The sequence below is a fragment of the Ruegeria sp. AD2(2025) genome (assembly GCF_056542385.1).
This window is the reverse complement of the sequence record NZ_JBQFZS010000006.1, coordinates 254,010-275,788: the sequence shown is the minus strand read 5'-3', so window position 1 is coordinate 275,788 and position 21,779 is coordinate 254,010. Positions and strand designations below refer to the sequence as shown.

General features: G+C 62.0%; 15 protein-coding genes. 4 read left to right on the top strand and 11 right to left on the bottom strand.

Annotated elements, in window-relative coordinates:
* Positions 1 to 180: 180 nt before the first annotated feature.
* On the bottom strand, positions 181 to 2,487 hold the full coding sequence (locus tag ACR1XV_RS14515; protein WP_480532536.1) for a Tex family protein: 2,307 nt from the start codon (positions 2,485 to 2,487) through the stop codon (positions 181 to 183).
* A 161-nt stretch (positions 2,488 to 2,648) separates the two neighbouring features.
* Between ACR1XV_RS14515 and ACR1XV_RS14510 the strand changes: the two genes are divergently transcribed.
* The 4 genes from ACR1XV_RS14510 (at position 2,649) to ACR1XV_RS14495 (ending at position 8,153) form a co-directional block, all read left to right on the top strand.
* Positions 2,649 to 4,118: a DUF4153 domain-containing protein gene (locus ACR1XV_RS14510; RefSeq protein WP_480532534.1), complete on the top strand. Its 1,470-nt coding sequence runs from the start codon at positions 2,649 to 2,651 to the stop codon at positions 4,116 to 4,118.
* A complete protein-coding gene (locus tag ACR1XV_RS14505; protein ID WP_480532532.1) occupies positions 4,096 to 4,773 on the top strand; it encodes a response regulator transcription factor in 678 nt (225 codons plus the stop codon). Before ACR1XV_RS14510 ends, ACR1XV_RS14505 begins: the two co-directional genes overlap by 23 nt.
* Positions 4,761 to 5,729 carry a sensor histidine kinase gene (locus ACR1XV_RS14500; RefSeq protein ID WP_480532530.1) on the top strand — a complete coding sequence of 323 codons (969 nt, stop codon included), beginning with the start codon at positions 4,761 to 4,763 and terminating at the stop codon, positions 5,727 to 5,729. Before ACR1XV_RS14505 ends, ACR1XV_RS14500 begins: the two co-directional genes overlap by 13 nt.
* Before the next feature lie 210 nt (positions 5,730 to 5,939).
* A complete protein-coding gene (locus tag ACR1XV_RS14495; RefSeq protein WP_480532528.1) occupies positions 5,940 to 8,153 on the top strand; it encodes an NADP-dependent isocitrate dehydrogenase in 2,214 nt (737 codons plus the stop codon).
* Positions 8,154 to 8,514: 361 nt separating this feature from the next.
* On the opposite strand, the gene ACR1XV_RS14490 is transcribed toward ACR1XV_RS14495, so the two are convergent.
* The 10 genes from ACR1XV_RS14490 to ACR1XV_RS14445 all read right to left on the bottom strand — a co-directional run bounded on the left by ACR1XV_RS14490 (position 8,515) and on the right by ACR1XV_RS14445 (position 21,777).
* Positions 8,515 to 9,621 (bottom strand): peptidoglycan-binding protein LysM, encoded by a 1,107-nt coding sequence (locus ACR1XV_RS14490; protein ID WP_480532526.1) that lies wholly within the window; start codon positions 9,619 to 9,621, stop codon positions 8,515 to 8,517.
* Between the two features lie 44 nt (positions 9,622 to 9,665).
* The gene (locus ACR1XV_RS14485; protein WP_480532524.1) at positions 9,666 to 10,928 is read right to left on the bottom strand and encodes a type 2 periplasmic-binding domain-containing protein; all 1,263 of its coding nucleotides are present in this window, start codon (positions 10,926 to 10,928) and stop codon (positions 9,666 to 9,668) included.
* Between the two features lie 22 nt (positions 10,929 to 10,950).
* Positions 10,951 to 11,730, bottom strand: a complete 780-nt coding sequence (locus ACR1XV_RS14480; protein ID WP_480532522.1) for a PP2C family protein-serine/threonine phosphatase — start codon at positions 11,728 to 11,730, stop codon at positions 10,951 to 10,953.
* Positions 11,730 to 12,734, bottom strand: a complete 1,005-nt coding sequence (locus ACR1XV_RS14475) for an FHA domain-containing protein (RefSeq protein WP_480532520.1) — start codon at positions 12,732 to 12,734, stop codon at positions 11,730 to 11,732. The genes ACR1XV_RS14480 and ACR1XV_RS14475 overlap by 1 nt, the downstream gene beginning before the upstream one ends.
* A 201-nt stretch (positions 12,735 to 12,935) precedes the next feature.
* The gene (locus ACR1XV_RS14470) at positions 12,936 to 15,110 is read right to left on the bottom strand and encodes a serine/threonine protein kinase (protein ID WP_480532518.1); all 2,175 of its coding nucleotides are present in this window, start codon (positions 15,108 to 15,110) and stop codon (positions 12,936 to 12,938) included.
* A 338-nt stretch (positions 15,111 to 15,448) separates the two neighbouring features.
* Complete coding sequence (locus ACR1XV_RS14465) at positions 15,449 to 16,735, bottom strand: dynamin family protein (RefSeq protein ID WP_480532516.1); 1,287 nt, start codon at positions 16,733 to 16,735, stop codon at positions 15,449 to 15,451.
* Complete coding sequence (locus ACR1XV_RS14460; protein WP_480532514.1) at positions 16,732 to 18,774, bottom strand: dynamin family protein; 2,043 nt, start codon at positions 18,772 to 18,774, stop codon at positions 16,732 to 16,734. Before ACR1XV_RS14460 ends, ACR1XV_RS14465 begins: the two co-directional genes overlap by 4 nt.
* Positions 18,775 to 18,844: 70 nt before the next feature.
* On the bottom strand, positions 18,845 to 19,696 hold the full coding sequence (locus ACR1XV_RS14455; protein ID WP_480532512.1) for a hypothetical protein: 852 nt from the start codon (positions 19,694 to 19,696) through the stop codon (positions 18,845 to 18,847).
* A gap of 23 nt (positions 19,697 to 19,719) precedes the next feature.
* Entirely contained in the window at positions 19,720 to 20,121 is a 402-nt protein-coding gene (locus tag ACR1XV_RS14450) for a hypothetical protein (protein ID WP_480532510.1), read from the bottom strand.
* A 39-nt stretch (positions 20,122 to 20,160) separates the two neighbouring features.
* Complete coding sequence (locus tag ACR1XV_RS14445; protein WP_480532508.1) at positions 20,161 to 21,777, bottom strand: dynamin family protein; 1,617 nt, start codon at positions 21,775 to 21,777, stop codon at positions 20,161 to 20,163.
* Between the last annotated feature and the right edge of the window lie 2 nt (positions 21,778 to 21,779).

The following is a 21,779-nucleotide window of genomic DNA, read 5'->3' as shown; positions in this document are numbered from 1 at the left end:
AAACGGCGTCAAAGAAGGCGTCATCGAAGCCATCAAGTTCTTCACCAACGTCAAAACATACTCCCTACCATGGCCAAGGTGAGCGGGAGGAGTTTGAAATAAGAAAGGGCCTCAGTTTGAGGCCCTTTTTTGTGATCCGTCACACGAGATCATGGCAAACACCCGAACTTCTCTTTGTGACTATTTGGGCTTCAGAGCGTCCCGGAGCGCGTCACCAAATGCGCTATTCTGCGTGCCTCGAACGGGCTGGGCGTTCCGGTTACCCTTAGGCTTTCCGTGATGCGCGGGTTTGCGCGAGCCGCGCGCGGCTTTATCCTCTCGCGCGGACGCACCGGCATCTTTGCGCATCGTCAGGCCGATGCGTTTGCGGGGCACATCGACCTCGACCACCCGGACTTTGACCACCTGACCGGTCTTGACCACCTCATGCGGGTCTTTGACGAACCGGTCGGCCAGTTGGCTGACATGGACCAGACCGTCCTGATGCACCCCGACATCGACGAAGGCCCCAAAGGCGGCGACATTGGTGACGGTGCCTTCCATCACCATGCCGGGTTTGAGGTCGGTGATCTCTTCCACACCATCGGTGAACGTGGCGGTCTTGAAGCTGGGGCGCGGGTCTCGGCCGGGCTTCTCCAACTCGGCGAAGATGTCGCGTACGGTGGGCAGGCCGAATGTGTCATCCACAAACTGCTCGGCTCGGAGACCCTTCAGCGCCCCGTCATGCCCCATGATCTGCCGGATATCGCGCCCGCAGGCACTGACCACGCGACGGGCGACGTCATAGGCTTCGGGGTGGACGGATGAGGCGTCCAACGGCTCGGCCCCGTCGCGGATACGCAGGAAGCCCGCGCATTGTTCAAAGGCCCGAGGTCCAAGGCGTGCGACGTTCAGCAGGTCCTTGCGCGAGGCGAAGGCTCCGTTGAGATCGCGGTGAGTGACGATAGCCTCGGCCAGACCGGGCCCGAGGCCCGAGACATGGGACAACAAAGGGGCCGAGGCGGTGTTCAGGTCCACGCCGACGGCGTTCACCACATCTTCGATCACCGACTCCAGTGATTGGGACAGGCGGTGCTGGTCCACGTCATGCTGGTATTGGCCCACACCGATGCTTTTGGGTTCGATCTTCACCAGTTCGGCCAGCGGGTCCTGCAGCCGCCGCGCGATCGAGACCGCGCCGCGCAGCGAAACATCCAGATCGGGGAATTCCCGCGCAGCTAGCTCCGAGGCGGAATAGACCGAGGCCCCGGCCTCTGACACCACAACCTTGGTGGGCGCTTTGACGGTTTTCGGCAGCAGGGCCAGCGTGTCGGCGACCAGACGTTCGGTTTCGCGGCTGGCGGTGCCGTTGCCGATGGCGATCAGTTCAATCCCATGCGCCGAGATCAGGTTCAGGATCGCCGCCTGCGCGCCGCGCAGGTCGTTCTTGGGCTGGAAGGGATAAAGCGTATCGGTTGCCACCACCTTGCCGGTTGAATCCACGACCGCCGCCTTGACCCCGGTCCGGATGCCCGGGTCCAGCCCCAAGGTTGCGCGCGCACCTGCCGGGGCGGCGAACAGCAAATCCTTGAGGTTGCGCGAAAACACCTGAATTGCTTCGTCCTGCGCGCGGCTGCGCAGATCAGCCATCAGCTCGACCATCATCGACAAGGATAGCTTCACCCGCCATGTCCAACCGGCGACCTTGCGCAGCCATTTGTCGCCCGGCGCATCGCCTCGGGTCTGCAAATGGGCGGCGACCATCGCCTCGGCCCGCGCGGCACCGGTTTCGGGCTCGGGGGCAATGTCCAGCGTCACGATCCCCTCTTTCGAGGCCCGCAGCATCGCCAGCGCCCGGTGAGACGGGGTTTTGGCCCACAGCTCGGTATGGTCGAAATAGTCGCTGAACTTCGCGCCTTCCTGCTCTTTGCCCTCGACCACCTTGGCGGTCAGCAGGGCCTCGCGCTGCATGAAATTGCGCAGTTCCCCCAGCAGGGTGGCGTTTTCTGTCAGACGTTCGGTGATGATATCGCGGGCACCGTTCAAGGCGTCCTTGGCGGTGGGCACGGCGTCACCCAGATAACCTGCGGCCAGCGCTTCGGGATCGGCGACACGGTCGGCCAGAATCGCGTTGGCCAGCGGCTCCAACCCGTTTTCGCGGGCGATCATGGCCTTGGTCCGGCGCTTGGGTTTGTAGGGCAGATAGATGTCTTCCAACTGCGCCTTGGTTTCGGCCTGCGCGATGGATTTGACCAGATCGTCGGTCAGTTTTCCCTGATCTTTGATCGAGTTCACGATGGCCTCACGTCGGGCCTCAAGCTCGCGCAGATAGGTCAGGCGGTCGGACAGCGTGCGCAGCTGCGTATCGTCCAGCCCGCCGGTCACCTCTTTGCGGTAGCGGGCGACGAAGGGCACCGTCGCGCCTTCGTCCAGCAGCCTGACCGCAGCCCCGACCTGTTCGGGGCGGGCGTTGATCTCGGTGGCGATGGTGCGGGCGATGCGGTCCAAGGGGGCCTCCTGATAGTCGGTTGGAGGACCGTCTTAGCCAGAGGGGCAGGCGAGGGGAAGGGGCTTTGACGCCCTGCACGAAAACTGCACGAGCCATGCGCGATGTTCTGCACCCCCGGCAGGTCAGAAAGAAGGTGCACTAGAACAAATGGAGCAGTGATATGGGACAGTTTATCGTGCGCGGCGTTCCGGCCTCGGTTCTGCAGGACAGTTGGTGGTTTGATGCGCCCGAGCAGTCGGGTAACCGACGTGATGGTAGTACCGGGCCGGGCAGGCGGCACGCGGTCGGAGGTCTGGTCCTTCTGATCGCGCTGGCGGATGTGTTGTTTCTGGACCATCCCCCGGGTGTTTCGCTTGCGGTTTTTGCCTGTGCGGTGGCCGGGGTTGTGTGGTTTCTATTGGCGCGGCGGGCGGGTCTGATCGGACCGGCGGTTCTGCTGGTGCTCAGCGTGTTGCCGGTTGTTGAATATGTGCAGGCGCTGTCGGTTGCGTTTCTGCTGGGTGGCGCGACCGTGGCGCTGTGCTGGGCGGTTCTGGGCCGGTACGAGGGCCCCTCGTGGCGCAGGTTCTTGTCTGTGGCCCCGCTGTTGGCGGTCCGCGACGCCATTGAGGCGCTGCGGAGCGGCCATGTCGCATCACGGGCCGATGGTGCGGTTCTGCGCCTGCTGCGGGCTTGGGGATTTCCGGTCGGGGGCGGTCTGATCCTGATGTCGCTCATGATGTCTGCCAATCCGATCCTGTCGGACTGGCTCGATCACCTCTGGCGGTTTGACCTTCGCATCGACCGGATTCTGTTCTGGCTGGGGAGCGCCCTGTTGATCTGGCCGGTTCTCGCCGTCGCGGTGCGGCCCGAATTGCTGGCCGCGCGGTGTGGGCCAAGGCAACCCCGATCTCTGCCCGGATTTGGCCTGAACGCTGGATCCGTGGCCAATGCGCTGATCACCTTCAACCTGCTGCTGGCGATGCAGACGGTCATGGACATCGCGTTTCTGTGGGGCAATGCCGACCTACCCGACGGCATGAGCCACGCCGAATACGCCCATCGCGGTGCCTATCCCCTGCTGGCCACCGCGCTGCTGGCCGGGGCCTTCGCGCTTGCCGCGCGCCCATTTCTGGCCGAGCGTCAGGGCCTGACCCGCTGGATGATGCTGTGGCTGGGTCAGAACGTGCTGCTGGTGATCTCGTCTCTGATGCGCCTGTCGCTGTATATCGAGGCTTATGGCCTGACCTATCTGCGGGTTCATGCCGCGATCTGGATGGGTTTGGTTGTGGCTGGGCTGTGCCTGACGGGCTGGCAAATACTGCGCGGGAAATCGAACCGGTGGTTGCTGCTGCGATCGGCTGCGCTGGGTCTTGGGGTGCTCTACGTGTGTTCTTTCGTGAATTTTGCGGCGTTGATTGCGCGGGAAAATCTGCGCCATCCGCAGCGCTATGATGAGTACTATGTCTGCCAGTTGGGTCCGATGGCAGCGGCTGAGATCGCAAATTCACCGCGCCCGACCGGCTGTACGGCATGGGTGCCGCAGATCAGCAATTGGCGGGAATGGGGGTTTCGCGCGGATCGCGTGATCCGTAGTCTGAACGCCGAAACGAAACCGGAGAGACCTGATGAAAATCCTCGTCGTGGATGACGATCCGCGCCTGCGCGAGCTGGTTTCGATCACGCTGGAGCGTGCAGGCTATCAGGTCATCACCGCGCGCGATGGGCAAATGGCATTGACCCATGCACTGCGCGAGGCCCCTGATCTGGCGGTGCTGGATGTGGGCCTGCCCGAACTGGACGGGCTTGAAGTCTGCCGCCGGCTGCGCGCCCGGTCCGAGGTGCCGATCCTTTTCCTGACCGCCCGCGATGATGAAATCGACCGGATTCTGGGCCTTGAACTGGGGGCCGACGATTACGTCACCAAGCCCTTCAGCCCTCGAGAACTGGTGGCGCGGATCAAGGCGATTCTGAAACGCAGCTCGGCGCGAGGGGCGGGGGCTGTTCTGCGCCACGGGCCGGTCGAACTGGATGCAGCGGGCCATTCCGTGCGTATCGATGGTGCCGCGCTGGCGCTGACGGCCACCGAGCTGTCGATCCTGCGTCGCCTGATGCAGACACCCGAGGCCATCGTCTCGCGCCCGCAACTGATCGACGCGATCTACGGCGCGGGCAGCGCTGTGGCCGACCGCACGCTGGACAGCCATCTGCGCAACCTGCGGCGCAAGCTGGGAGAGCAGGGCTGGGCCAGCGCCATCGAAACCGTGCATGGTATTGGTCTGCGGATGGGCGCATGGCCGGGCTAAGGCGCAAGTGGCGCCCCTCGCTCGGCTTTGTTCTGGGCGGTGCGCTGGCCGGTACGCTGGCCCTGTCGCTGCTTGGCCTGATCGCGCTGCGCTATCTGGGCCCCGAGATCGGATTTCGCAACGCGGCGCTGCTGCTGGCGGGGGTGATCGGCGTGGCAACCGGGGTTCTGGGCTATCTTCTGGTGCGTTTGCTACTGCGCCCGATCTCGGCTTTGGCGGCCTATTCGGCCTCGGTCGAATCCGGCCAGACCGCCGCACCACCGGCGCATTACGGAACGCAGGAATTGTCACGTCTGGCTAGATCGGTTCTCGGGATGGCGGAAACCCTGCAACGCCGCGAAGCCTCGATCCGCGGCTTTGCCGACCACGTGACGCATGAGTTGAAGACACCTGTGACAGCAATCCGCGCCGCCGGAGAGCTGCTGGACGACTCACCGGACCTGTCCGATCAGGACCGGGCTTTGCTGCGGCAGCTTCTGGGCGCAAACGATCAGATGCAAACTCACCTAAGTGCCCTCAACCGCGTCGCAGCCGCCCGGGTGCCCGAGCATCACGGGGCAAGTACGCTGGCTGAGTTGGCCGACGATTTGCAAGAGCGTTTCACCGGGCTTGATCTGCGGTTCGACGGCCTTGATCAGAGCCTCCCACTCGCCGCATCAGGTCTGAGAGTGGTTCTGCAGCAATTGCTGGACAATGCCAGCCGCCACGGCGCGGGTCAGGTCGCGCTGAGCGCCGCACCGGGGCGGTTGACAGTTCAGGACGATGGCCCCGGGATATCAGACGGCAACCGGGATCGCATCTTCGCCCCTTTCTTCACAACCGCCCGCGAACAGGGCGGTACTGGCATGGGTCTGGCCATCGCGGCAAGCCTGCTAGGCGCGCATGGGGGGCAGATTTCTCATGAACCGTCCGTGCGGGGCGCACGGTTCAAAATTCTGTTCCCTGCCGCCCGATGATACGGCGTCGGGACGGTTTTGTCCGAACCGTGTCAATATGCGCGCCCAAACACGATTGATCCCAGACCCATCCTGATTTATGGGAGGCCCTGTCAAATCAGAGTCACCCGTGGGGCGTTGTCGTCCCGTTACGGCTCGGTGCCGGTATTCAGCATTGGCACACACTCTTGGATCGCACGCCCCGAAAGGCTTTAAAAAAGGTAAGGGAATATGGCAGAAAATTCGAACTTCGATATATTGTATACCATTGTAGACGAAGCGCCCGAGCTGGCGAGCGCGTCGTTCCTGCCCATCATCCGCAAGTTCGCATCCGCCGCGGGTGTCAGCGTCGGGACCAAGGACATCTCGCTGGCCGGACGCATCATCGCGACCTTCCCCGAGAACCTGACCGAGGCGCAGCGAATCACCGATGATCTGGCTGCTCTGGGTGAGCTGGTGAAGACGCCGGACGCCAATGTCATCAAGCTGCCGAACATCTCGGCCTCGGTCCCGCAGCTGGTGGCGGCTATCGAAGAGCTGCAGTCGCAGGGCTATGATATCCCGAACTACCCAGAAGAACCCTCGACCGATGAAGAAAAGGCGATCCGTGCGCGCTATGACGCGATCAAGGGCTCGGCTGTGAATCCGGTTCTGCGCGAAGGCAACAGTGACCGCCGCGCGGCCCGAGCTGTAAAGAACTACGCTCAGAAGAACCCGCATTCGATGGGTGCGTGGGCTTCGGACAGCAAGACCAAAGTGTCTTCGATGCCGGGCAATGATTTCTATGCCAACGAAAAGTCAGCCACCATTACCGCCGCGCAGGCCGGTGATGCGAAGATCGAATTCGTGGGCAAAGATGGCGGCGTGACCGTCCTGAAAGACGGCTGGCCGCTGGAAGAAGGCACCGTGGCCGATGCGACCTTCATGTCGGTCAAGGCGTTGTCGGCGTTTCTGGCCGAGGCCATCGAAGACACCAAGGCAGACGGCACCATGTTCTCGCTGCACATGAAAGCCACGATGATGAAGGTCAGCGACCCGATCATCTTTGGCTATGCGGTCAAGGCGTGGCTGACCCCCGTGTTCGAGAAATTCGGCGCGGAACTGGATGCGCTGGGTGTGAACCCGAACTCTGGACTGGGCGATCTGCTGGAACGCGTTCAGGGCAATGCCGATATCATGGCCGCGATCGAGGCGATCAAGGCGGACCGCCCGTCCATGTATATGGTCGACAGCGACAAGGGCATCACCAACCTGCACGTTCCGTCGGACGTGATCATCGACGCCTCGATGCCTGCGGTGATCCGTGCGGGCGGCAAGGGTTGGGATGAGGCCGGTGCCAAGGGTGACACGAACTGCGTGATCCCCGACCGCTGCTATGCGCCGGTGTATGACGAAACCATCAAGTTCTTCAAAGCCAATGGCGCGCTGAACCCGGCCACCGCCGGGGCCGTGGCCAATGTCGGCCTGATGGCACAGAAGGCCGAGGAATATGGCTCTCACCCGACCACGTTCCAGGCTCCGGCCGATGGCGCCATCCGCATCGTTCTGGCCAATGGCGAGACGCTGCATTCCCATGAGGTCGAACAGGGCGATATCTGGCGGTCCTGCACCGTCAAGAAGGCGCCCATCGAGAACTGGATTCAGCTGGCGATGGACCGTCAGCGCCTGACCGGGTCCGAGGCGATCTTCTGGCTGGACGCAAACCGCGCCCATGACGCGGAACTGATCAAATACGTCAAACCGGCGCTTGAGGCGGCTGGCGTGGCTGACAACTTCCTGATCATGGCTCCGCGTGAGGCGACCCGCCAGTCGCTTGAGACCATCACGGCGGGCAAGGATTCGATTGCCATCACCGGCAACGTGCTGCGAGACTATCTGACTGACCTGTTCCCGATCCTGGAGCTGGGCACCTCGGCCAAGATGCTGTCGATCGTCAAACTGATGAATGGCGGCGGTCTGTTCGAGACGGGCGCGGGTGGTTCGGCCCCCAAACACGTGCAGCAACTGGTCGAGGAAAACCACCTGCGCTGGGACTCGATGGGTGAGTTCTGTGCGCTGGGTGAATCGTTGAACTTTCTGGCCGACAGCAAGGACAACGCCAAGGCGGGCGTTCTGGGCGCAGCCGCTGAGGCCGCAACGCAGGGCATTCTGGACAACAACAAATCGCCCAGCCGCAAGGTGGGCCAGCCCGATAACCGCGACAGCCATTATTGGTTCGCGCGCTACTGGGCCGAGGCCCTGGCCGCGCAGTCCGATGATGCCGATCTGGCCGCCGAATTCGCGCCAGTGGCGCAGGAACTGGCCGACAAGGAAGGTCAGATCCTGGCAGAACTGGCGGCGGCGCAGGGTGCTGCGGCTGATCTGGGTGGTTACTATCACACCGATCCGGCCAAGGCGGCTGCGGTGATGCGCCCCAGCGCGACGCTGAACGGGATCATCGGCTGATCTGCCGCGGCCATCGCCGTGTGAAAACTAAAAAAACCGGCCCTTCCCGGGGGGCCGGTTTTTTTCAGGTGCCCCAAATGGAAAAGGGCCGACCCCCATAGCCAGCCCTTTTCTGAGTGAGTGGGAGGCCGGAGCCTCACCGGTGCAGTTGAATTCATCCTACGCATATTGCTGATCCTGACTATTGGGGAATTCCCGTAGCGCGGGATTTTTGTGGCCAATAAGCGGCTTATGCAGGCTAAATCTACGCAGTTGGGGAGATACACCCTCATCGGGTTGTCGATGCACAAGACCCGAATCGGCAACAAAAAAGGGGCAGGTCTTTCGACCCGCCCCAAGATTGGCCTTATCGACCGAGGGATCAGTTTGACGCCGCGTTCAGCTTTTCGTTCTGCTCGCGCAGCGTGTCCGAGATGATCGCGTACCATTCACCGGATTCACGCATTTCGATCAGACCTTTGTTCATCATTGCGATGTATTCGCGGGCGAACGGGTTGGTGCGGTGCGCCAGGAAGCTCATCGACGACAGAGTGGAAACATAAGGGTTTTCAACGATGTCTGCCGAGGTCAGGCCCATGTCTCTCATGGTTGATGCAAACAGGTCGACTTCGAATGCGGCCACATCTGCTGTGCCGGTCAGCACGGCGTCAAGGCATTCGCGGGCCGAATTGGGTTGAACCACATTTGTGTTGTCGCGGTTCAGACCCTGTTCTTCCAGAACCACCATGCTCCAGCCTGCCATGCGGCAGATGGTCGAACCTTCGAGGTCCGAGAAATCGGTGGCCTTTGCGTATTCGCTCTCGGGCAGGGTGAAGAAGCCACCGACGATGTCGTAGACCGGAACCGAGGCGACAAACTGGGTGCAGCGCGCTTCGGTTTCTGCAGACCATTCATACGAGCGGTTGGTGCAATCCGGCACGGTCCAGGCGATGGAGATGTCGAACGCGCCCAGCGGCAACAGGGTGTCCAGGTGCGAGCTCCAGTCGTCGACAAAGCTGACCGAGAAGTCACGGCTGTTACCGGCCCGCTGCAGGCTGGTTGTTGCCAGACGGGTCATGATGCCGCCGCCATTCAGGTTTTCGGTTGTGAACGGCTCCCAGCCGTTGCCCGCAACCATCTTGATTGGCGGGGCGTAGACGTTCGAGCGTTTGACGCTGGCCGCGCGCTTTTCTTCCGCCGCGATCAGTTCCTGTGCGGACTGGCCGTTCGGCAGGCTGCCGTCTTCACAGGGCAGGGCCAGAACCAGACCGGTCTCCAGCGAGCCGGGATTGGTGATCGCGTTCCGGTTCGCGTTGAAGATCGGCTGATAGTTCGATGTGCCGTAGGCCGCGATGGCAATCGTCGCCAGCGTGTCGCCGTCCTGTACCGTATAGTTCGAACAGGCCTCTTGCGCGGCGGCTGCTCCGGCGCTCAGGGCGGTGAAGGCTGTTGCCGCCAATGCGGCTTTCTTGAATGTCTTGTTTGTCATGTCCTCGTCCTCCAGACTTTTGTTTTGTCAGGCCAATTGGGGCCTTAGCCATTTTCCATTTGATAGCGCAGGGCAGTCGACACGATGTCGCGCCATTCGCCAGATTGCTGCATGATCGCCAGACCCTGGTTGAGCGTCTCAAGGATCGCTTCCCCATCCGGATTATCTTTGTGGGTCATGACGTTAAGCGACTTGATTGCCGCCAGGTTGGGGTTTTCGATGATCTGATGCTCGTAACCCAGACGGCTGATGGCCTCGACCGCCAGATGGGCTTCGATGGCAACGATATCGGCGCTGCCATCCATGACTGCGTGAAAGCAGTCATCGGGCGACACCGGGCGCATCAGGGTGATTGCGGGCTCATACAGGCCCACCGCATCCATATGCGACAGAGACCAGCCTTCGGGGCGACAGATCGTGGTGTCGACGAAATCCGCATAGGTCAGAGTTTCCTCGTAGCCCGAGCCATCCTTTGCAAAGAATGTGTCCACCACTTCGTAGAACGGGTTCGAGAAGTTGTAGGTCTCGCAGCGGGTGCGGTCCTGTTCCGACAGCGCCGCGGCCTCTTCGCAATTCGGGCGCGACCACGGGAAGGTGGCGTCGAAGGCCAACGTCGGCATCAGCAGGTCCAGATGCGAGGACCAGTCGTTGACGAACTGGATCTTATAGGGCTGCTCGGGCGCTGCCCGCAGCATGGCGGTCTCGACCAAATCGGTGTAGAGGCCCCGGTTCGGCAGCGCCTCGTCTGTGAAGGGGGCATAGTTGCCGCCTGTGATCAGCAGCAGTTGACGATCGCGGATTTCCGGTCGCTCGCCACCTTCGGCGTTGCGGATCAGGGCGGCCCCTTCGGCGCGGGCGGCTTCGATCTCTTTCTTCGCCTCGGCCTTGGCCGCGATCACAGCGTCTTCGCTGGCCTTCTTGGCCTCAGCTTCGGCGGCGGCTACGCGAGCCTCGGCTGCAGCGATGGCTTTTTCGGCGCGTTCCTCCGCTGCCTTGACCAGTTCCGAGGCCATTTCAGCCGCCATGCGACCGGCTTCGGTATCGGGGAGTTCGGGCGCGCGGCCAATGTCTTCCAAGCATGGGAAGGTCAGAACGTCACCGACCCGGATGATGTTGGGGTTCGAGCCGATGACATCGCGGTTGGCGTCATAGATGAACCGGTAATCCTCGGTCGCGTAGACCTGGATTGCCAACTCCCGCAGGCTGTCGCCGCGCTGAATCTCATAGGTTGAACACGCCTCTTGCGCCGAGGCCGCCCCTGTTGCGGCTGCAAGAGCCAGGCTGGATATGATCAGATGGGTTCTCATGTTGTCCTGTTTCTCTGCCTTGTTATGTCTGCGCCGGTTTGACCACGGCGATTGAAATATTGTCTTGATCCGGGTCCGCCTTGGCGTGCAGCGCCTGCAGCAGCGCATCCGCAATGTCGCGGGCCGGAGAATGAATGTGACTGTGCAACAGCGCCTCGATCTGGGCATTGCTGAGATATTGCAGCCCGTCGCTGCCGAGGATCAGAATGTCCGCTGGGTTCAGCGCCAGCGGGTGTTCCGGGCAATCCACTTTGGGGATCGCCGCGCCCATGATGACCGAGGTCAACTGATTGCGGTCGGGATGAGTCTGCGCCTCGGCCTCGGTCAACAGGCCCTGCGCCAGTTGGTCGTCGATCACCGGGGCCATCGAATGATCCTCGTTGATCTGGCTCAGGGTGCCGTCGCGGAACAGGTACAGGGGGCTGTCGCCGATCGAGATCCAGAACAGGTTCTGGTCGACCAGCAGGGTGCCCAGTAGGGTTGACCCCAGCTGGATCCCCGAGGTTTCGCCATGGCTGGCCACCTGAGCATTTGCTTGCATGGCTGCCATGGGCAGGGCGTCGAGCAGAGCACCCTTCGTCACGTCATCGTCTTCAAGCTGCGCATCCAGCGCCTCTTGCCAGGCGGCGATCACAAGCGCGGATGCAACCTCGCCCGCGTCGTGCCCGCCCATGCCGTCGGCGATCACGACATAGCCCGCCTGGGCTGTGTCGAAGACCCGCGCGGCAATCGCGTCTTCCTGCGTCTCGCGCTGACCCTGGTCGAGGATCAGGGCGATGTCATATGCAGGGGTTGCCAGCATCAGTCGGCATCCCGCCAGTCAAAGCCATCGTCGCAGAAGGCGGTAAAGCGGATTGAGGTTTCGCTGATGCGGATCAGGTCGCCGCTGGACAGGGCAATGGTGCTGAGCACCGGCTTGCCGTTCAGACGCACAAGGTTCGCCTTGCCGCCATGGCCCAGATAGCATTTCCGGTCCTCGGGGTCATAGGCGATGACCGCATGATTGCTGCGCGAGATGCCGGTATCGCCGAAATCAAGCTGGATGGCCTGATCGTCGTTGCGACCGATCTGCATCAGGCCTTCGGTCAGGGTGATGCTTGCGCCACGACCGGGACCGGAGGTGACAACCAGCCAACCAACCGGGAAGGTCTGTTGCGCCGCCTCGGCCTTGGCAACCGGTTCGGCGGTTTCGATCAGCTCCTGCACATGGGTATCGGCGCGTTCAAAGCCCAGGAAGGTTGTCTTGACGCGTGACCGGCGATCTTCAGCGGGCGCGGCAGGGGTCTCGGGCTGTTGGGGCGCTTCGGCAACGGGCTGCGGAGCGGGTTCCGGTGTCGGTTCGGGAACCACCTCGGCCACGATCTCGGGCTCGGGTTCCGGCGCGACTTCGGGCTCGGGCGCTGAGGCTTCGGCGACAGAGGCCAGCATGGCATATTCGGTTTTGTCGACCTCGTCCTCTTCGGTCAGATGAAGGGTGACGATCTGGTCGTCTTCCTCAACTTCTTCTTCAGCCTCGGCGACGACGTTCTCGGGGGTTGGCATTTCGTCTTCGACGACCTCGGCCACCTCTTCGGGTGCGGGTTCTTCGTCGGCGAAATCCGGCATGGTATCTTCGGGGATCAGCTCATCGCTGTCTTCATAGGCGTCCGCCTTCATGTCGCCACCGCCCAGGGCGGCGCGCAGCGCGTTGAAATCGGCAATCGGTTCGGGCTTGTCGTCCTGTACCGCTTCGGTCTCGACCGCGTCTTCTTTCGGTTTTCCGGCACCTTCGAGAAGCCGGCTGAGAGGGCTTTTATATTTGAACATGGTGTCGTTACCTTCTTGAATTCTGGCACGGGGATCATCCCGTGGGGCTGCTACAAACCCCTGCGTCTGGTGCAGAGGCACTGATGAAAGGAAAAACAGGGAAACTGGTAACTTCGCGACGGGCCGGTTCCCGACAGGGGGGCGATGTTGGGGCCACCCTCAGCACACACACGCTGGCGAATTTCACACGAACCGGTAGAACTACTCCTGCGCCAGCTGCATCGCCGCAGCGCTTTCGGATCCGTTGCGCAGTACCGTCAGGCGCGCCTCGGGTTGATTGTCGGCGACAAGTTGGGCCAGAACGGCATCCAGACTTTCGGGCCCGTCGATGGGGGTGCCGGTGCTGGTCTCGCTCAGCAGGATGTCGCCACGTTGCAGGCTGCCCGCGCTGTCCTGCGGTACGGCGGTCACGACGGTCTGCCATCCGGCCTCACCATCATGGCGCACGTCAAAAGTATAGCCGTTGTGCAGGCCGAACATGCGGTAGGCGGGCAGGGCCAGCAGCCCGTTCTGTGCCCGGGTCTGTCCCAGCGGACGGTACCGGGCGGCGACGCGGATATAGCCATCGGGATCCACCGAGAAATTGTCCAGAATCTGCGCCGCAAAAGAGGCATCCGGGCGCACCGGTTCCCCGTTGAGCGTAAAGATCGTCGCGCCGCGTTGCACCCAATCTCCGATCACCGACATATCCTGATCCGCGTCGACGCCGTTGATCGCGATAGTGCTGCCCGTGGAACTGCGGCGTTGGGAAATTGAGAACGGGATTTCGACGTCCCAATGCCCGAAAGCCACCTGTTCGGGGGCCAGATCGACCGGTTCCGCCACAGCCGGTGCCTCGGTAACGACCGGTGCGCTGGTCTCGACCTCGGCCACCGCCGGTGTTTCGGTTGGTGCCTCTGCCGGTGCTTCGGTGACAACCGGGTCTTCGGGCGCTTCCAGAGTCTGCTCGACAGGTTGCTCCTGTGCTGGTTCTGGGTCCGGTGCCAAAGCGGGTTCGGCCTGTTGCGGCTCTGTTACGGCTTCGGCGGTCTGCTCGACCGGTTCCGGCGCTGTATCCGCAGGTGCCGGAGTGACCGTCGCCTGCTCTGTTGCCGGTGTTGCCTTGGGCGTCGACTGATCGCCCGAAATCATGAAATATCCCCCGGCGGCCAGCGCGGCACATACCGCCGCGGCCCCCGCGATCATCTTGCCGCTACCGCCCGAACCGCTTTTGACAACGGTGTCGACGGCCACGGCCGCTTCGTCCTGCGGCGTGAATTTGGCCAGCTCGCCATCGGTTTTTTCTTCGTTGCCCAGCACCAGATCAGAGTTTCCGGCCAGCAAGGCGGTCACGACGGCCTCGGCATTCTCACTTTCGGCCCGGATCCGTTCCTTTTCGGCCTGCGCGTCCTTACGATCCATGCCGACGATGACCGAGACCGGGCGATAGCCGAACGTGTCGAACATCACGTCGGGACCGCGGAACATGCGCAGCCAGTCCAGCGCCGATTGCAGGCGGTCCGTGGCATGGACCTCCATCGCTTTGTCGATCGCTTCCAGAAAACCCTCGGGGTAGCCGCTGAAGCGGCCGGTGAGCGGCGAATAGGGATCGTCCTGACCGTTGTTGAAGGCGTTCAGGCGGGTCTGGCCGTCAATCGGGCGCTCGCCGCTGATCGCGTGATAGAGCGTGGCCGCCAGCACATAGAGGTCGCTGCTTGGCCCCTGTTCCGCGCCGCGCACATAGAATTCATGCGGCGAATAGCCGTCCTTGATCACCCGCAAAGTCAACAGAGCTGCCGATTTATTGGCCGCTTGTTCGCGTGCAGCACCAAAGTCGATCAGGATCGGTTCACCATGTTCGTCGATCAGGATGTTGTCGGGCGAGATATCCCGATGCAGCATCCCGCTCTGGTGGATGAACGACACCGCCGACAGCATCTTTTCGGTGACCTGAATGATGAAATCCGGGCCGCTTTCATTCTCGGGGGTCTGGACGTAATCCAGCAGGTCACAGCCGCGGATCAGGTCCATCGCGATATAGGCGGTGTTGTTGTCCTCGAACACCTGATGCACGTCGACGATGTTGGGATGCACCAACCGCGCATGATTGCGGGCTTCCTGAATGAATAGGTCGATAATGGCGCGCAGATCGTCCTTGTGGTCGGGATTTGCGGGCTCGACCAGATCGCCGTTCCGGTGGCACAGCGCGCCCGGATAGCATTCCTTGATCACCACGTCCCGATCCAGGCTATCACGGGCCAGATAGGTGATCCCGAACCCGCCATTGCTGAGGAAACGCTGGATTTCATACTGGCCGCGCAGCAGCTTTGCGCCCGGCTGCAGTCCTTCGATCTGAGGTTCGTCGTGCGTTGCGCCGACAGCCTGGTTGTGGCTCATATCTTCCCGCCCATTTCATACGTTTTGCGGCACAGATAACTGGGGCTTCAGCCCGCGAACTCACAACCAAACACAACCGCAGGACACTTGAGACGGTTAGACGGTTCAAATTTGACTTTATTGGGGCCGCCTGATGGCTTCACTAAGGATCAAGATTTAGCGATAACTACATCTAGGTGACGAATCCCTGAAAAACACCATATGACGTAAATGTGGGGCAAAAAACTTGGTGCTTATCTGCTGAAATGCGGGGCTTGGTCCACGGATTCGAAACAATGCCAGAGTGATTCTGACCATCTCGAATCGCCGCGTTGCGGCTCAATTCTAGCGCGAAAGCTTCAGGTGCCCGTTCTGGGCGGGGCTGAGGCGACGGTGCTTCCGGCCCAGGCGAGGTTATCGCTGAGTTGCGCAAGGATGCTGATCGCATCCTTCAGGGGCGCATCGCCGCTTTCGAACTGCAGCAGCAACAGCAGGTCGGTGGCCTTTTCGAACTCGGCCGGAATCCAGTCGGCCTCGGGGTCGATCTCCTGACCCGATTCCAGCCGTTCCGCGAAATCCTCGACGATTTCCTGACAGCTTTGCAAAAAGGCGGCAGGCTCCATATCCGAGTTTTCGCGCAGGTCCTCGTAGATGCTGGCAATCGCGGCAAGCCAGTCCTCGAGGATCGGGTTGTCCAGCGGGGGCAGGGCGGATTCCAGGCTGGCGTGGACGGTTTGACCGTCGGTATTGGACTCGCCGCTGTCAGCGCTGCCAATCTGGTCCAGATAGGGCAGAAAATCCTGCGCAATGTCCTTGCGGGCTGCGTCCAGATCATGCTGGCGATGGTCCGAGGCGATCTGCAGCACGTGTTCGGCCAACGTCTGACCACCGCAGGTTTCCCATAGCTCGAAATCGGGCTCGGGTTCCTGTTCCATGGCGCGCACCGCCACGGGGGTGCCGATGGGCGCCACGGCGCGGAACATTCCGGCCTTTTCCTTGTTCAGACGGCCGGTCACGCGGTCCAGCGCGTCGCGGACGGGCGGCAGATCCGCATGGGTGACGGCCAGCAGGCTGTTGTCGCGCAGCTTTTGCGGAACCTGTGCCCACAGATGCCGCTCGGATTCGCGCCATGCGTTTGTGCCGTTCGTGCACCAGATCGCGCAGTCCACGTATTCGAGCAGGTTCAACGTCTCTTTGTAGGTGTCATCCAACGCCCCTGCGCCGGGCAGATCGAACAGTGAGATTTCCTGCAAAGCCGGCGTGTTCAGCCCGACCGAGATGAAATCGGGATTGTCCGCAGCGGCCTTTTCCAGTGCGATGCCCGAATAGGTCTTGGGTTCCTTGTCCCACCAGCCGACGGTGGTTTCAGGAGCCTCGGCATAAGCCACGATGACCAGCGGCAGTTTCAGATGCTGTGGACCCGTGGGCAGGATATCGGCCCCGGCCAGCATGTTGGCAAGGCTGGACTTGCCCGCGCCAAACTCCCCGGCGAATCCGATCGACACCGCGTTCGACAGCCGCTCGGCATGGGCCAGAGCGCGGGCGCGCATCTCGTCCAGCTCTGCCGAGGCGGGCTGTTTTTCAGTGACGGTCAAAAAGCGCTCCAGCTGGCGCACTTCCTGTTCGGTTCCGGGGAATTCAATCATTCTGCAGCCTCTGCCTGTGGCGTATCTATGGGCGCGGTACCTTGCACCGATCCCAGTTCATCAGCGATGCGGCGGGCCTGATCCACGGCCCGCTGGGCCTCGGTGCGTGCATTGGCCCCTTCGGGGTTGGTCCGGTGTTCCAGATGTCCGGCTAGCAGCGCCAGATAGTGTTCCAGAACCGTCTGCAGCCGTTCTGTCAGATCGCTGCGGGCGGTGTCCACCAGATCATCGCCGATCATCTCAAATTCCTGCACGATCATCCGCTCGGCCCGGTTCAGGACGTTGCGACGGGAAATCAGGCGCGACAGCCATGTCACACGCAACTCGACCGTGATCCCGCGCGTCAGGGCGCTGGTGTCGGGGCGGAACCAGCGCACGGCGCTGGTGTTCATGCGATTATCTGCGGGTTCCTGCCAGCCGGGCAGGGCGCGCAGAGCGGCGTTGCTTTGCATGTCGATGGCATAAAGCTCGCTCAGCATCCGTTGGCGCACGACCTGCGTTGCGCCCTGGACCAATTCGCGCATCCGTTCCCGCAGCGGCGTGAAATTCAGTTCGGTTTCACCATCCCGGGCCAGCAGGGGCGATTGCCCGTCTGGTCCGCGCACGACGATCGAGACCGACTCGGCCACCGTGTCATCCATCACCCCGCGCAGATTGGCCAGGACGTTGTCCATGTCGTTGGTGATGGCTTCGGTCTTTTCGGCGATCAGGGCGCGCAGATCGGCCAGCGTCTTGTTGTTTTCGTCGGCATCGGTGGCCTCGGGCTGATCCTGTTCCTCAAGCGCGCGCAGGCGGGCGGCACTGCGTTCCAGCTCGCCTTGCGCAAAGCTGTTGAGGTGTTGCCATGCCATGTTCAGATGTTCCTGACGCGGCCCTTCGGTCAGCGCCTTGGTGACGTGACGGCGCAGATCCGGCAGCCCCGAGGCGATCATCGCCGCAAAGCGCAGCACACCTTCGCGGCTAATCGGGCCGGGGCCCTGCTTGATCTCTTCGACGCCGGACAGGTATTGTTTCATCTGTTCGGGGTGGGCGCGCAGCCAGGCCAGAATCTGATCGTGGTCGATGCCGGTTTCGTCCCCGGTCAGTGCGTAATGCGCCCACTGGGCGCTGCCCATCAGCACGTCGATGTCGGAATTGCCAAGCGCCTGCGACAGCCCGTCGATCACGTCGGCGCGCACTTTCGAGGCATCCTCGGGCCCGCCGCCCAACTCGTCCACGCGGTTGATGAACACCACGATCTGACCCAGTTCCAGCGCCTGCATCAGGCGGAACAGCTTCAGATCGGCCCGCGACAGGGCCTGATGCGCCGACAGAACCACCACAAAGAAATCGGATTCCTTGAGATACTGGCGCGATATCTCTTCGCGGATCAGCAGCGGGTCATTGACGCCCGGCGTATCGGTCACGGTCACCGGATAGGGGAAATGGCCGATGTCGAAATAGACCTCGGCCTTGCGGGTGATATCGCTGTAAAGACCCCGGTCCGAGCCCGGGTCCTGTCCGCCGTCTTCGGTCGGATCGTCCCCGGCGCAGACATAGCGCGCCAGATCATCGGTGGTCAGATTGTCCAGATCGTGATGCTGGCCCAGCAGATGCTTGTAGCTTTCGCCAAGGCGCAGCTTGGCGCGGGTCTTCATCGCCTCGACCTGCTCCTCGATCATCTCGCGCTTATAGCTGTCTTCCTCGTCGGGAAACATATTGCGCAGCTCTTCGCCCTCGGCGATCAGCGCCTGCCACTGGCGGTTGTCGAAGAAATGAAATTCGGCCCCCGAGGTCCGGCCCGAGGGGTGGCCGAAATGCATGTCGGTGATGACGGTGGTCCAGGGATTGACGTCCGAGGGCAGATATTCTGCCTGACCGGTGAAGCCATTGATCAGGCGCGATTTTCCGGCCTTGATCTGGCCGACAAAGGCAATCGACGGCTTGAGGTTCGACAGATCATCAATGATGCGCGAGATGAAATGACGGGTTTCGTCATTGCTCATCCCGTTCATGTCTTCGGCGATGCGAATAAGCTCGCGGCGGTTCAGTTCACTCATTAGACTTACCCTGGTAACTCGTATTTTAGATTTAGTTTTGCAAAATGGACACTATTGGGCAGGAACGCGGTCATTCGACGGCGGGTTTCAAGGACTTCCACAGGTTGACGACGGCCCCCAACTTGCGGGCATCATGGACAGCGGCGGCAGTTTGCTGACCGTCGCTGAGAATGGCAAGGCCCGCGCCCTGGCCGCCCGAGGGGCGCAGCACCATCAGTTGCGGCTGCGACAGGGCTTCGGACCCGTCTACCTGCCATCCGGCCAGATCACGCGCGAACCGGGCCAGCAGGTCGGGGCCGGGATGGGCGGCCTGATCCGGGGCGCAGAGGCCGTCGAATGCCGGGTTTTCACCGGATGTATCCATCAGCACACGGCCCAGTGCAAAGCGGTCGGACCCTTCGTAGAACTGTTCGGCGATACCCGCCTCGGGCGACATGTCGGCGTCCGCCTCGGGTTCGGGGTCGGGGACAATCGACATGCGCGGTTCTTCGGGCAGGTCGATCCGAGCGCAGGCAGCTTCGACCTCGGAATAGGTGATGCCGACATCATCGGCTTCCAGCGCGGTGTCGGGACGCAGCGACACCAGTTCCAGCGGGCCGGAGGCGGTCGAGATGTCCGACACCAACTGGGCCAGCCGCGCGGTCAGATCCTCGCGCGCTTCGGTTTCGAAATCCGGCACCGGCCCCGAGGCGCAGCGGAACACATCCGTGATCCGCGAGCTGTTGACCTCGATCGCCAGAACCGCGCCATCGGCGGCGGTGAACTCCAGCCGCCGGGGCAGGATCGTGCCGCGGATCGCGCCCAGCACCTGACCCCGCCGGGCCTCGGCGCTGTCGCCTGCAAGGAACGTGGCCGGAGACAACCGCGCCACCGACGACCGCCCGATATCGTCGAGCATTTCCAGTATTTCGCTATCCATCATGCCGTGACCCCCTCTGGTCCCGTCTAAACTGCGGCCGCTACCGGCCCAAGGCTGAGATGTGATTTCGTAAGCGCAAGCCCGACATTTGCGCTGTCGCGGCAGATATAGCACACGACATGGTCGGGATATTCCTTGGTTCTGAGAAAGATGTGCAGGCGATCGTTCGAAAACACCGCGATTTCCCCAAATCCCGGGTGCCCGTCATCGTCGATCTGCGCGCTGCGCAACAGATCCTCGAACCCTTTTATGCCGCGTCCCTGAAACAGGTTCGCAACCGCAAGGGCCAGCGTTTCCATCGCATCGGCGCTGTTCGGGTCAGACGCATCCGCACCCAGCAACATCCCCGTTTCCATGTCAACATACCCGGCTGCAATGCAGTCGGGTATGTTCTGAATGGCGGCGTTCAGCGCGGTATCAATCGACATCTTTCATCCCATTCTTCGGCCTGCAAAAAAAGGCCAGGGTCAAAGGACATGCCGTTCAACCCCCCGGTTTTCACGAGCTTCGGGAACCCGGGGCAGGGCGTCGCCTTGCTTGCGGCTGCTGTGTTCCATCGCGATCTGGTCATATTCGGACAGAAACGCCGCAAAGGCGCTTTTCAGACCTTTGGCATCGTCGGGCAGAGCGTCCTTGGTGACGATTTCGTTCCACATGGCGCTGGCGCTTGGCAAGGCCTCGGCGGTGGCAATCTGGTCCGGTTTGTCGCCGGGCATCGGTACGATCTGCACCGGGGCCAGCGCATTCGATTCCGGTTCCGGCTCATAATCCTCGTCGTCGCGGTCCGATTGCTCGGACAACAACGCGGTGATTGACGACACCGACAGTTCGATATCCGATGCGTCCTTGCCCTCTTTGTCGGCGCCTTGCGCCTCGGGGTCAGACGGGGTGGCGGGCTCGTCCATGGCGTCCGACGGATCGGCTTCGGGGCCCAGAACGATCAGTTCTGCCTCGTCCTCATCGTCCTCGTCGGTCATGAAGTCGAATTCGTCCACATCCGTTGTTGACCGCGCCAGTGCGTCCAGATCCAGCGGCTCATCCGGTTTGCTGGCGAAAACGGCGCGCAAGTCGTCTTCGGCGGGTTGCGCTTCGGCCTCCATCTCGGCGCGCAGACGTTCGGCCTCATCCGCGTCGATCCGGGTCCGCTCGGCTTCGTCCGGGCGTCTTTCGACGCGAGCAGGGCGCACCGGGAAGCTGGTGATCACGTCGTCCGTATCCGAGGGCTGATCGACCGGATCAACAAGCTTGAGCGGTGTGCTCTCGGGTTGCGGCGGTGTCGGCAGGGGTCGCACGTTGGGCGTGTCCGACAGGGATTTGTCGATCTGATAACGCGCCAGCATGTCCGCGCGGCTGTCCATGATCTGTTCGGTGATCTCAAGAAAGCTGTCGACCATCTTACCGCCACCGCTGCGCGACCAAAGCTCGGCATCGCCGGTCTTGTCGCGGGCCAGAATGGCGTCGCGGGCGGAAAACAGGATGGTGCGGTTGAACAGATGACCCGCTTCGCGGTTCACCCGGCGCAGTACCTTCTGCCGGTCTTTCTGGTTCAGTGCATCCGCCCGGGTGACCAGCAACAGCGACTTGTGCTGCAGCCGTTCGGGCAGCGATACCCATGTGGCACGCTCGGTCTCGCGCCAGGCTTGCGTCGAATGGGTGCACCACAGAACGCCATTGGCCTGACCGACAGCGCGTTGCCACACATCGGTCGAGATTTTCGGGTCGGAAATGCCGGGAGTGTCGATCAGATCGACCGCCTCGAGAATGTCGGCCTCAAGGAAAATCCGCACGAATTGCGCGTCATTCACGCCGACCTGTTCAAGCTGATCCAGCTCGATATTCTGCGTACTGCCGTCGTGACGCTTGATATAGGCTGGCCGGTTGCCCCAACTGAACCACACGGGCGGCAGCTGCGTCGCCGTCACCTGTGTCGGCAAGGCCTGCTTGCGCAGAAGGAAGTTCATCAACGTCGATTTCCCGGCGCTGAATTCTCCCATAAGCGCAAACACAGGCTTGCGGCGGGACCACTGCTCGATGCGGTTCCAGGCCTTGGGAGAGACGAAGCGGGTTTGTGATTCTTTTACCATAA